The sequence below is a fragment of the Paenibacillus sp. Mc5Re-14 genome, assembly GCF_001049835.1.
Taxonomy (GTDB): domain Bacteria; phylum Bacillota; class Bacilli; order Paenibacillales; family Paenibacillaceae; genus Paenibacillus; species Paenibacillus polymyxa_C.
On sequence record NZ_CVPD01000001.1, the window covers coordinates 2,528,880 to 2,541,978 of the forward strand.

The window sequence follows — 13,099 nt, forward strand, 5'->3', positions numbered from 1 at the left end:
CTCTCCTTTTTTCTGTGTAGTTGTGTTTGTGCTAGTTTTACATATTCCAAGGGTTAAAAATCGTCATATCTCGTCAATACTGGTCTATATGCACTTCATGATGTACACATGGCAAGATGCGTATAAGGAGGTAACGGGATATGAGGTGGCTTGGATGGCTGCTTAAAAAAGGAATGACGGTGGTGCTGGTCAGCGCGCTGACACTGGCAGTGACCGGTGTGGTCGTGAATGCCTATGTTCAATCACTGCTGCGGCAGTTTAACATTCAGCTTGATCACCAGCCGATATGGGGATGGAGTTGGCTAAAAGGCAGCGCTGGTACTGACCAAAGTACAGGCACAGGGAAGAGCAAGACGACAGGGAGCGACTCTGGAGGTGTAACACCGCCTGATAATGCTTTGCCTGTCATGGGACAGGGCTTAGAAGAAAGTGGACATGAAGCTGGTGGCTCATCCAATGGAAAGGAATCTCAGGAAGGGGCCACATCGGGGGGAACACCAGGCAGCGAGTCGCGTCAGCAGGCAGAAGGTACAGCTACACCCGAAACGAGTATCGAAGGTCATGATTTGGTCATTACGCCCGACCATCTGACAGAGAAAAAGAACAATTTACCGGCGGCTCAGAAGCAGGAGATTTTTACGATTCTCATGAATAAACTACCGCCGGAGGAGATGCAGAAAATATCAGCCGCGATGGAAGGCGGTCTCACCGAGCAGGAGCTGCAAGATATTCAGCAGGTGCTTGCGAAGTATTTGACCAAAGAGGAATATAACAAGTTGATGGGTATGCTTAAATAATGCATAAATAAAACGCATGAAATGTATGGGCAATGTTAATGCTCAAAACAGGACTGTAGAATCCGCGCCAAGCGCGGATTTTTTTGCGTTCAAGGAAGTAATTGGGGTGTAGTTGAATTCTTTGTAAAAGCTATGTTAAAGTAAACTGTGTTGTGAAAAGGTTAAATTTTTGAAACCTTTTACGTAACTATGCAATGCTAGATAGCGACTATTATCATAGATAAGCTTGTAAAAGGGCTACTTTTATCATGTAAAAAAACAATAATGAACGCATTTAATAGAGATAGGATATGCTGAAAAGGAGAGAACCATGGAGGTTTCTAAGGGGAAGTTATCACCAGACCACAGGAGTGGAAATTCAAGTGTTGAGGGCAATTCTGCTGATAAAGCAGGGAAAATAGCAACATGGTGGAGCGGACGGAAAAGATGGTTAAGTTGGGCGGCAGGCGGCATTGTGATTGTTGGCGGTCTTATTTTTGCTAGCAATCAGTATGTTGGAGCCAATACAGTTCCTTATTATAAAGTGTATGTTAAAGGCGTTGAGGTCGGCAGTATCCTGAATGAGCAGCAGCTTAAGCAGCTGTATACAACGAAGAGCAAACAGTATAAAGACAAATATCCTGACGTGGAAATGGTGCTCAATACGAGCGCGGTAACGACGAGCACGGAAAAGGCATATAAGGCGGATATCGATAGCGCAGCCACGCTGAAGAAGCTGGACGGCATGCTGACTGCCTATGCCAAAGGAGTAAAAGTGAAGGTCAACGGACAGATGGTTGGCATTGTAAAGGATAAAGCGACTGCACAAGCGGCTTTAAAGCAAGTGCAGAAGAAATACACACCTGCAGGTGAAGGTACGGCGACAGGCATCAAGGGGCTGGTTCGCAAAACATCCGTGGGGAGTAGTCATGCTAGCGCAAGCACTAAGGCGCCTAAAGCATGGCTGGAGTCTGCCAGTATCCGTGAAAAGATTGCGTATGAGCCGGTGAAAGCAGATCCGAACAAGGTGCTGACGGAGGCAGAAGCGGTTAAAGTACTAACCGAGGGGCGTGAAGCGCCTATAACGTATACAGTGCAGGAAGGCGATTCCTTGTCATCCATTGCTGCTAAATTCGATATGACGGCTTGGGAGATTAAGCAGAACAATCCTGGCTTGCGTGAATTGTATTTGCAAATTGGGGACGAATTAAAAGTCACGGCTCCAAAGGCACCTGTTACGGTACGAACGGTAGAAAAGGTCGTCGAGCAGATCGCCATCGAGCCTGAAATAGAGATTCGCCAGAGCGATGAATTGAAGGCAGGAGTTACGAAAGTCGTCAGACCGGGACAAGCAGGTCTTAAAGAGATGGACTATCGTTTGACCAAGGAGAACGGCGAGGTCGTGCAAGAGGAATGGCTTGGTCAAAAGGTGCTACAGCCGTCTGTTACCGAGGTGGTTCTGAGAGGAACGAAAGTCGAGGGAGAAGGTTCCGGACAGTTCGCTTGGCCGGTGTCTGGCGCTACGATGTCGAGTAGCTTTGGCGCACGCTGGGGACGTATGCATGAGGGCGTCGATTTGGTTGGCAGTCCTGACATTCACGCATCTGATGAAGGTGTGGTGTCATTTGCAGGTCAGCAGAATGGATATGGCAATGTCATTATGATCGACCATGGAAACGGCTACCAGACGGTGTACGGGCATTTAAGCAGCATTGGCGTTCATGTAGGACAGGTTGTTCAACAAGGCGAGTCGATCGGAGTTATGGGGAGCACAGGACGCTCAACAGGAACGCATCTTCATTTTGAAATTCGCAAGGATAATACGGCACGCAATCCCATGACGTATTTAAGATAGATTTGATGCTTATATCGTTAGCTACATGATTGACGAAGAACAAGGAGAAAGGCCATGTTTTTCTGCATGCTTAACAGCAGGTGCAGACATGGTTTTTTTCTGCGTAAAGAAAAGGGTCTGGAAAAGTAATGGAATAGCGTATGGGTATGATAGAATAGAATAAGCATCTTATGGGCGCTAACAAACGAAAGTTAATGATAGATGATGATCCGTGAGAAGAGGTGATCGCTGTATGCAGGGGACGATTCTAGTAGTGGATGATGAACAACCTATCGCTGATATTTTGAAATTTAATTTGGAAAAAGAGGGCTACGAGGTCATTTGCGCCTTCGATGGAATCAGTGCAGTGGATATTGCGGTTAAGCAACAGCCAGACCTGATTTTGCTGGACCTGATGCTGCCGGGCATGGATGGTATGGACGTATGCCGCGAGGTGCGCGGACATCAGCTTCAAACGCCAATTATTATGCTGACTGCCAAGGACGGGGAAATCGACAAAGTGCTAGGGCTGGAGCTGGGCGCGGACGATTATGTGACGAAGCCGTTCAGCACACGGGAATTGCTGGCAAGGGTGAAGGCACAGATGCGTAGACAGCAACGTGGCGTGGCGGGCACGCCGGAAAGCCGCCCACAGGAGGATAAGCAGGGGCTGCGCGTAGGCGATCTCTTTTTTGATGCGGATATGTATACAGCCTATAAAAACGGAACTCCACTTGACCTGACGCATCGCGAGTATGAGCTTCTATATTATATGGCGAAAAATGCAGGCAAGGTCATGACTCGCGAGCATTTGCTTCAAGCAGTATGGGGATTTGAATACTACGGGGATGTGCGGACGGTAGACGTGACGATCCGGCGGCTGCGCGAGAAGATTGAGGAAAACCCGAGCAAGCCGGAGACCATTCTGACACGCCGTGGCCTCGGATATATTGTTAACGGGGGCAAAGGTGGCCTGCGGGCATGAGATGGCTGTCTTTCTTTCGCACCATTCATGCCAAGTTGATTATTATCTATGTGCTGCTAATTTTGGTGGCCATGCAGTTGATTGGAGTCTATTTTGTCAGCTCGATGAAGAACTCTTTGACGAGTAATTTTACGCAGGATTTGCAAGCACGGGCGGAGATGCTGTCCGTGCTGGCGGAGCAGGATCTGAGCGGCAGTGATGGCAAAATGGAAGAAGATAGCGTCGAAAGTCTGCGTGCACGCGTAAATAACTTGTTTGATTTCAGCGGTGCGGAAATTCAGGTGCTGGATGCCAGCGGCAAAGTACTGATTACTTCTCAAGGCTCCCACGCTGACTATGTCGGACGTAAAAATACGCAGACAGTGGTTAGCCGCGCACTTCAAGGAATCCGTGATAACGAGGAATATATGGTGGACGAGGATAACGTCCGCAAGAAGGTCGTCGCCAAGCCTGTCATCAGCCAAGGCAAAATCGTCGGTGCGGTGTACATCGCTGCTTCGATGGCTGAGCTGTACGATACGATGAAACGCATTAACAATGTGTTTCTCTCAGGTATGCTGATTGCACTCGCGTTGACGGCTGTGCTGGGCGTGGTATTGGCCCACACGATTACGCATCCGATCAAAGTGATGACACGTCATGCAACAGAGGTCGCTGAGGGCAAATTTGACCAGCAGATGCCGGTGTTTGGCGAAGATGAAATCGGTAGGCTGAGCGTGGCCTTTAACTATATGACAGGACGTCTGCGTGAGGCACTGTCGCAGAATGAGGAGGAGAAGGAAAAGCTCTCCTCCATCTTGACCAATATGAGCGACGGTGTGGTCGCCACCGACGATCATGGCCGGGTCATTCTGGTCAATCGCCGGGCCAGCGCCATGCTGGGCGTGAACGAGAATGAAATGACTGGCAGACATATCGCGGTACTGCTAGGGATCGATCCGGAGGAAACCGAGGCTCTGTATAGCGGCTCGTCCGCTTCTACGCTCTTGCAGCTGGAGCCAGCCGGTCAGGATGAACCCATCGTCATCCGTGTGACCTTTACGCCCATTCATCGGCGGGAATTTGGCATTACGGGTACGATTGCCGTGCTCCAGGATGTGACGGAGCAGGAGGAGATGGAGACGACGCGGCGTGAATTTGTCGCTAATGTATCCCATGAGCTGCGCACACCGCTGACGACGATCCGCAGCTACGCTGAAGCGCTGGATGACGGCGCGATGGCTGAGCCGCAGCTCGCAGAACGTTTTGTGGGTGTTATACGCAATGAGACGGAGCGTATGATCCGGTTGGTTACAGATTTGCTGCATCTGTCGCGGCTCGATTCCAATGAAGCGCCTTTGCGGATGCAGCCTGCCGATGTGATGGAGATGCTGGACGAGGTCGCGGATCGGTTTTCTTTTCAGATGAAGGAAAATCACATTCGCTCAGGCATGTTCGTAGAGCAGGGGATTGGCAAGGTCGTAATCGACCGCGATCAGATTGATCAGGTGCTGGACAATCTGATGTCCAATGCATTGAAATATACGCCAGAAGGTGGAAGTATTCGGATCGAGGCTCGCCGCAACAATGAGGGCATGCTGGCTATTTCGGTGCAGGATACTGGAATTGGTATTCCCAAAAAAGATCTGGACCGGATTTTTGAACGGTTTTATCGTGTGGACAAGGCGAGATCGCGCAATATGGGTGGCACGGGACTGGGGCTGTCGATTGCCCGGGAAATTGTAAAGGCCCATGGAGGCCAGATTTTCCTGGAGTCCGAATATGGTCAGGGAACTTGTACGACTTTTACGCTGCCTATGTCGGGTGAAGGGAGGGAAGCACAGTGAAGGAACGTTTGAAGTCCTGGACGCTTGTTTTGCTGGTGGCTTCCAGCCTGGTTCAGACTTATTTTTTGATCTACCGTCTTCCGGGCAGTGATTCTGTAATCACCTCAGAAACGAACTATGTCAAAACCGAAAGCATGGGGCAGGAGAAAAAGATTGAAAATCTTGTATTCCCTGATAGGATGCTAATTCATCAAGGTGAGAAGAAACATACCGTTTTTTATCCGGGGGTTACTTTTTACGATTTAATTTATACACGGCTGGAAAGTCGAAGTTTTAACAATTTCCAACGTCGGAGTATCCAATCAGCGGACTGGGCACGGATCCGCAGTGAGAATGAGGGGATCGAACTATCATTTTCAGGCGGAGTTCCGGTTTCATTACTGGAACGGGTTATGCGTCTGACGCCGGATTCGGTGTTTCAGGGAGAGACGATTAACCGCATCTGGATCTATATCGACGAAAAGAATGCCAAGCCGCACGCGCTTTTTTTTAGTGCCAGAGGCGATGTGGTGTATGAGGCGAACCAGTTCGATATGACGGTAGAAGACATTCGGCAGCATGTGAATTTTGGGAAAAATGCTCCGTTGTACAAGCTGGTGAATAATCAGTACTACATTCCCGTGAATAACCTGGAGACTGTACAGCCTGTGGTATATGCCGGGTTGTTTACGACGGAACAGATGCAGCGAAATTTATTTTTCGATCCAGGCATTACGCGCAATATTCAGGAAAAAGATGGTTCCCAAATTTATACAGATAGCAAGCGTAGTCTACAGATCAAGCAGGATCAACGTTGGATGAGCTATACCGATCCCAGTGCACCAGGGGCAGATGGAAGCAGTCCGATTAGGGACGTATTGGCCGCAGTTGATTTTGTAAATCAGCATGGCGGTTGGGATGCTTCATATCAGATGAAATTGAGGAGCAGCGATGAAAATCGCACAAGTGTGATGTTCCAGCAGTATTATGGTGCTTATCCGGTGCTGGACACGCCATCGTTCCGCTTTGGTACGATTTCATTGCAAATCCAGCAGGAAACGGCATCTGTCTATGATCGTTCGTTGCTGTATCTCAAGGGCGGGGAGCAATCCTCGAGAAAGGTGTTGCTGCCAGGTGGCGAAGCCTTGGAGAAGCAACTGCAAATGGTAGGCGATGGCAAGTCGATTAGGGATCTGACTCCTGTATATCAGCCGGAGCTGATCAATGACGGATTGAAGCTTGTCCCTGAGTGGCGTGTTACGTTCAGCGATGGTTCTGCGGCAGAGATTCATGCTGTTCCTGTAACGACAGCATCCAATACAACACCAACGAAATCAGACCAAGAGACAAAGCGATGATAGGAAGGGGGAACGGGAATGGATTGGAGCCGCGCTAAAAACGTACTGATCTGTACATTTTTGCTGCTCAATGTGGTATTGGGTTATCAACTGTGGCATGATGCGCAGGAAACGGCCGGGCCGAATCTGGATTTTACTTCACTGGATGAAAACACGCAGCGTTTAATGGAAGAGAAAAGCATTCAGGTGTTGGCTCCGATTCCCGGAGATACCCCGCAGCTGCCCAAGCTGTCTTACACCTATGTCCATAGTGGAGAGAAAGATGAACTTGTGCAGCTGCTGAGACCGGTGGACAGCAAGCTGGTATTTACTCATGATGCGCTAGTGGAGGCACTGGAGCCGCAAATCAAGGATATCGATAGCTATCAGTATGATCCGCTGGATGTTCAGGAGGAGCTCGTATCCGGACAGGCAGATGCTTTTGTGCTGCATCCATTGGTACAGGGCAAGTGGCCGCTCTTTAATGTGAAGCTGGCTCTGTTTTACAGCAATCAGAAGATTACAGGGTATCGCAAAATTCAGGTGGAGCTCCAGCCCTCGGATGAGGCAAAGAAAATGCTGCCTGCGTCCAAAGCCTTGGCGAGGTTGATCGACGGCTATTTGCCGCGTGACTCCGTAGTGAAGGATATCCGGCTCGGATATTATGGGCAGACCTTTAACTCCGATAGCCAGGTGGCTGCCCCGGTGTGGCGGTTTATGCTGGACAACGGAAAAGGTGTGTATTATGTACAGATGAACGGAGATGTCATTAGTCCAAAGACAGAACATACAGAAGGGTCTTGAACAGATATGGGGATTTCTTTTACCGTGCTGTCGAGCGGTTCGACCGGCAACGCTACCGTTGTGCGGAACGAAGACACGACATTGCTCATCGATGCAGGTCTCAGCGCAAAGCGTATTGACGAATTGCTGAAAGAACGCGATCTGAGCGGAGAAGAGTTGGATGGTATTTTGGTCACACATGAGCATTCCGATCATGTTAAAGGACTAGGCGCCATGGCGCGTAAATATAATTTACCTATATATGCTAACGAGAAGACATGGTTTGCCATCAGCAAGGCTGTTGGGCAAATCGCGGATGATAACCGCAGAATATTGGAGACAGGCGCGACAAGGGAATTTGAGTCATTGCGTGTAGAGTCTTTTGGCATCTCCCATGATGCGGCTGAGCCCGTAGGGTACAGCTTTTATGATGGGGCAGAGAAGCTTAGCGTAGCAACCGATCTCGGCTATGTCAGTGATAAGGTAAAACAAGCGATATCAGATGCAGATGTATTGGTGCTGGAGGCTAATCATGATGTAGAAATGCTGCGTATGGGTCGTTATCCTTGGAACATCAAGCGCCGTATTCTCAGTGATATCGGCCATTTATCCAATGAGATGGCAGGAGCGATTCTTAGCGAGCTGTTGACCGGACGGACAAAGCGAACGTATCTGGCACACTTGAGCCGCGACCACAATATGATGGAACTTGCGAAGATGACTGTACGCGATGCGATGGAAGACCGCGGCTGTTTTTACAAGGATAGTGAGTTTCGATTGTGTGATACGTATTATGATCGTCCTACACCTTGGGATAAGGTAAGTGAGCCATAAAGCTGTCCAGCTCGGCGGCTTTGCGCTCGACCTCTTCACGGGTCACTATGCCTTTGTCCACCAGTAGTTCAATCAATGTACTTAGTGCCAGTGTATTCCGGTAGTGCTCGTCTTTTAAATCCGCAAGCTTGGCAGCCATGCGAACTTCATCCATAGCGGAACGATGAGAATTCATCTTATATTCCTCCTGTAAAAATATTTTTAAAATGGCGTGCAATAAGCTTGGTTCTGCCTGTGGTTTTGCCAGGTGCTGTGATACAATAAAGCTAACAACAGAAAGCTTTCTGAAGGAAGGCTCTCATCGAAAGTATAGGCTGCTTTAAGCGGACGGGAACAAGCCAGAACGTCTCTATGAGACGATCATTTTGTAATAGAATAGAAGACTTGTTACTATTGTAGTCCATTGGTTTGGAAATCATTCCTCTTTTTCCCTCTATTCGGGGTCAAATTTGGCGTGTATGCTAATTTATGAGATTTGGTTGCTTAGGAAAGTGCTATTTGTGGTGATTAATAAGTAGACCGAAACGATTAGTTGCTGAATTCCGATGGTGGGGGATATTCAATCCATTTGTGATGTTCAACGGAGCAGGTTCTCTGTAGCATAGGTTGGCGCAAGCCCGAATAGCCCTAATTTTTTAGTGAGTGTCGGTGCATGACAACGAAGGGGAGAGGATTAGCATGGGCTTGTTTGAAGATGATTTTTATTCAACGAAGGTGTCCACACGTGCCGCTAAAAAAACAGCATTTAAAGCACGTCGCGGAGGACGGGGACGTTGGCCGCACAGGAATCGCCGGGTAAGTCCGGTGCAGGCTGCTGTCATCAGCGGTGCGGTTAGTGCAGTGGTTGCCGTGCTGCTGTTCAGCTTTATTACAGGTCTTCCCTCCACTACAGCAGTAACCGGAGCAAGTCATTATCCCTTGCGGCAAGCAGCGGGCGATCCGTATGACCGGATTGTGCAAGCGGCAGCCAAGATACGCCCAGCTGTCGTCAGCATCGTAAACCTAAAAGGGGAAGACGGTAACAGTACGGAACAATCAGCGCTTGGATCGGGCGTCATTTTCCGTGTGAGCTCAGGCAAAGCCTTTATTATGACGAACAACCATGTCATCGAGGGATCGGATGATCTGGATATTGTAACCGTAGACGGTGTCAGAAAAGAAGCGAAGCTGGTCGGAAAGGATCGCATTAGTGATATCGCTGTACTGGCCGTTGATGATAAAGGCATTAGCACAGTAGCGGATATCGGGGACTCCAGCAAACTTCGTCTGGGCGAGACGGTCATTGCGATTGGCAATCCACTCGGATTGGGAGACACGCTGACCTCTGGCATTGTGAGCTATACGAATCGAATTATTCCGATTTCCATCAATCAGGATGGTGTATATGACTGGGAGCAGCATGTGATTCAGACCGATGCAGCGATTAATGAAGGAAACAGCGGTGGAGCGCTGGTCGATCTGGACGGACGCGTGATTGGCATCAATACGATGAAAATCGCCGATACAGGTGTGGAAGGATTGGGCTTTGCCATTCCCGCCAATGAAGTAATGAAGACGGTGAATGAACTGGTTGAGGACGGCAAGATCACCCGCCCTTATCTGGGGGTGTACACGGTGGATCTTAATAATGAATATGCACCGCTGGATGAAACTCAGCGCAAGGAACTCAAGCTGCCTGACAGTGTGAAAGATGGGGCCGTTGTTCTGGAGGCCCATGGTCCTGCCAAGGAGGGCGGCTTGAAGCTGAACGATGTCATTACGGCGTTTGATGGCGAACCGATTAACTCTACGCTTGATTTGCGTCGCTACCTGTACGATAACAAGAAGATTGGCGATGAGCTGAAAGTTACCTTTTACCGGGCAGGCAAGGAAGAGTCGGTGACGTTAAAATTAACAGATAAGCCGGAAGGCTAAGGTTGAATGATAGGCTTAACTATAAAGAAGGCGCTCTCCGGCTTATTTCCGGGAACGCCTTTTTTCGATTTCTGCTGTGCCTTAGATTAAGACGTCACGCCCGTCACACGGGTTCCGCTCTTGGTGATTTTGTATGTCACCACATCTCCGCTCCAGAAGTGGAACTTCAACGTGACTTCGCCATCTTTCACACTGTTGAAGAATTCAGGCAGCAGCTTGATGCCATGGGTATCATAGGCAGGGGCAAAAGTATTGCCAAATTCTTTATAAGGTGTCCAATCCTGTGGACCGGCATTGCCACCATTCGTATACACGGCTTCCATCGTCGCAAGCTGGCTACCACGGAAGTCTGTTGGAATGGTAAAGGCTTGAGTAGTCCCTTCGACAGCACTTAATTTTGGTGTATCATACACAACGACTCTAAAATTCCAATCCGCCCCCTTATTAAACTTGGCGGTCATTATGGCATTCTCACCATATTTACCGGAAGTTATTAGGCTGGTGAGCAAGCTGGCTTTGAAGGTTAATGTGTCTCCACTCAGCGTGTAGTCGGTCCCCTGTTTCAGTTGCTTGCTGTTGGCATGGAGTGATTTTAACTGGTTGCCGTTCAGGTTTAGAGTGACCTTGGTTTCCTGAACAGGAGAGCCCTTTTTCAAATGAATGAGATCACTAGCTGCATTGGAGGAACGTCCTTTCAGGCTGGCCTTAATAACATTAAAGAGTTCAGGATCAGACCACTTGTACGTTGTCCGGTTCAGGTGCTGGCCGTTATCCCAGAGCATACCTGTTACTTTCTTCTCTTTCATATAATAGGTCAAAAACTCGAAGAATTTCAGCTTTTCGCCCTGTTCAATAACACCTGTATGCTTATCGAAACCGAGCAAGCCATATTCACCGACAATAACCGGAATTCCCTTGGCTACAAAGGTGTTATAGACATTATCAAACGTTTGAATAATATCATCTTGGGCAACTTTATCAAATGTTGTATTCCCGGCAATGTTTACACTGAAAGGCCAAAAGCCATAATAGTGAACGGTCGCAATCAGATTGGGATCGTTCAGCCCAGTAATTGTGTTGTAAAGCTGGATAATCTTGGCTTGGGCAGGTGGAGCATCCAGACCGGATAGAACAAGAGGACGAGTGGCATTCTTACCACCGGAGGCGCGAACGATTTTGTGGAAGGATACATTTAGCTCATGAAGCATCTGATTCATTTTCGCTTCATCCGTGGTTCCCCCTTCAGAAAACCGGGGCTCGTTAATACTTTCGAACATCAGCTTGTGAGACTGGTCTTTAAAGCGGTCGGCAATTTGTGTCCATAATGCGTTATAGCGAGCTAACACTTCATCATGCTTGGGTTCCATACTGCTTACCCACGTCCATGAATCATGATGGACATTAATCATGACATACAGATTGGCATCCAGTGCCCAGCGAACGACCTCTTCCACACGGTTCATGTAGGCAGACTCAACCGTATAGTTTGGTGCGGCTCCAATGTGCTTATCCCAGGTGACGGGAATGCGAATACTTTTGTACCCTTGGGCAGCAATTTGCTGGATCAAAGCTTGGGTAATGCGCGGATTGCCCCAGGCTGTTTCGTCCGCCCCGACAGCATCCAGCGAATTTCCTAAATTCCATCCGGGCTGCATGGCTTCCACATATGACTGCATATTGCCGGTGGCAGCGGCTGGCTGTGCTTGTCCGTCCGTTTCAACAGCAGCGGCAACGGATGCGAACGAGGTTAACAATAAGATAATGGCAAGCGTCAACGACAGCAATGAAATGGGTCTTCGTTTTAACATAACAGGCCCCTTTACAAAGTTATTTTTGAAAGCGCTTTCCATTAAACACTATCATATTATTTTAATATGGAATACCTGTATAATTCATGTAAAAATCATGTGTGAATTAGTTATTTTACAATTGTAAGCGTTTTTTTGAAAAAATACAGAAATGAGTGTAGAATCTATGACCCTACAAAATCTTCAAATACAAAGGAAAGAAGGAGATGAATATGAATAAGTGGAACACCGAAGAGGCCATTCGACGCTGGAATATGCATGCGGAAAATTTTACTGCTAAGTACACTGAAGAAGGGGATCGGTCTCGTGAAGTGCTGCTAAATCCTGCTTTGCAAGAGTGTATGGGACTGATCGCAGGCAAAAAGGTGCTGGATGCCGGCTGTGGCGAAGGTTATCTAAGCCGGAAAATGGCCAGGGCGGGTGCTTTGGTGGAGGCTGTCGATTACTCGACAGAGATGCTGAGGCTAGCCAAAGAGCGAACACCATCAGCGATGGGAATTACATATCACCACGGCAATCTGGAAAGGCTGGAGATGTTCGAAGACCAGAGTTTTGATCTGATCGTTTCGAATATGGTCATTCAGGACTTGGCTCATTATGAGCGGGCGATTGCCGAAATGCGGCGGTTATTAGTTCCAGGGGGCAGCTTTATTTTTTCTATTTTACATCCATGTTTCCTGACGCCGCAGAGTGGATGGGTGAAGGATGAGGCAGGGAAAAAGCTGTATTGGAAAGTGGATCAATATTTCAACGAAGGCCCTTTGGAGCAAGCGATTCCTTATGATCAGGAGGAAAAGCTTTTGTATTTTCACCGTACGCTGGGCAGCTATGTACAGGCCATTGTGGAGTCGGGTTTGTTGTTAGAGGGGATGATCGAACCGAAGCCGTCTGCTGATATGCTGGAGAAATATCCCCATTTCCGTGAAGACCTGAACGTCAGTAATTTTCTCATTTTTAAGACCAAACGTCAGGGATAGTGGGCAAGCCCTTTCCTTTCCGCGTCAAGTGTGGTAGAACAAAGGA

At 48.4% G+C, this 13,099-nt stretch carries 11 protein-coding genes; 9 read left to right on the top strand and 2 right to left on the bottom strand.

Annotated elements, in window-relative coordinates; all coding sequences use genetic code 11:
- The first annotated feature begins 140 nt into the window (after positions 1-140).
- The 7 genes from BN1546_RS11500 (at position 141) to BN1546_RS11530 (ending at position 8,354) form a co-directional block, all read left to right on the top strand.
- Positions 141-797, top strand: a complete 657-nt coding sequence (locus BN1546_RS11500; RefSeq protein ID WP_090737528.1) for a hypothetical protein — start codon at positions 141-143, stop codon at positions 795-797.
- Positions 798-1,107: 310 nt separating this feature from the next.
- Positions 1,108-2,631, top strand: coding sequence for a M23 family metallopeptidase (locus BN1546_RS11505; RefSeq protein ID WP_090737530.1), 1,524 nt, complete (start codon positions 1,108-1,110; stop codon positions 2,629-2,631).
- A gap of 232 nt (positions 2,632-2,863) precedes the next feature.
- Positions 2,864-3,595 carry a response regulator YycF gene (gene yycF / locus BN1546_RS11510; RefSeq protein WP_090737532.1) on the top strand — a complete coding sequence of 244 codons (732 nt, stop codon included), beginning with the start codon at positions 2,864-2,866 and terminating at the stop codon, positions 3,593-3,595.
- Positions 3,592-5,421, top strand: a complete 1,830-nt coding sequence (walK, locus tag BN1546_RS11515) for a cell wall metabolism sensor histidine kinase WalK (protein WP_013373887.1) — start codon at positions 3,592-3,594, stop codon at positions 5,419-5,421. Before yycF ends, walK begins: the two co-directional genes overlap by 4 nt.
- Positions 5,418-6,758, top strand: a complete 1,341-nt coding sequence (locus BN1546_RS11520; RefSeq protein ID WP_013373886.1) for a YycH family regulatory protein — start codon at positions 5,418-5,420, stop codon at positions 6,756-6,758. The genes walK and BN1546_RS11520 overlap by 4 nt, the downstream gene beginning before the upstream one ends.
- Before the next feature lie 18 nt (positions 6,759-6,776).
- The gene (gene yycI, locus BN1546_RS11525) at positions 6,777-7,541 is read left to right on the top strand and encodes a two-component system regulatory protein YycI (RefSeq protein ID WP_013373885.1); all 765 of its coding nucleotides are present in this window, start codon (positions 6,777-6,779) and stop codon (positions 7,539-7,541) included.
- A 6-nt stretch (positions 7,542-7,547) separates the two neighbouring features.
- Complete coding sequence (locus BN1546_RS11530; protein ID WP_090737534.1) at positions 7,548-8,354, top strand: MBL fold metallo-hydrolase; 807 nt, start codon at positions 7,548-7,550, stop codon at positions 8,352-8,354.
- Here the strand turns inward: BN1546_RS11530 and BN1546_RS11535 are convergent.
- Positions 8,323-8,529 (bottom strand): hypothetical protein, encoded by a 207-nt coding sequence (locus tag BN1546_RS11535; protein ID WP_013373883.1) that lies wholly within the window; start codon positions 8,527-8,529, stop codon positions 8,323-8,325. The two genes, BN1546_RS11530 and BN1546_RS11535, sit on opposite strands and share 32 nt — an antisense overlap.
- Before the next feature lie 503 nt (positions 8,530-9,032).
- Between BN1546_RS11535 and BN1546_RS11540 the strand changes: the two genes are divergently transcribed.
- On the top strand, positions 9,033-10,268 hold the full coding sequence (locus tag BN1546_RS11540; RefSeq protein ID WP_013373882.1) for a S1C family serine protease: 1,236 nt from the start codon (positions 9,033-9,035) through the stop codon (positions 10,266-10,268).
- Between the two features lie 86 nt (positions 10,269-10,354).
- Here the strand turns inward: BN1546_RS11540 and BN1546_RS11545 are convergent, their stop codons facing one another.
- Positions 10,355-12,076, bottom strand: a complete 1,722-nt coding sequence (locus tag BN1546_RS11545) for a cellulase family glycosylhydrolase (RefSeq protein ID WP_090737536.1) — start codon at positions 12,074-12,076, stop codon at positions 10,355-10,357.
- A 212-nt stretch (positions 12,077-12,288) separates the two neighbouring features.
- Here BN1546_RS11545 and BN1546_RS11550 point away from each other — a divergent pair, with 212 nt between their 5' ends.
- Entirely contained in the window at positions 12,289-13,053 is a 765-nt protein-coding gene (locus tag BN1546_RS11550; protein ID WP_090737538.1) for a class I SAM-dependent methyltransferase, read from the top strand.
- Positions 13,054-13,099: the final 46 nt, after the last annotated feature.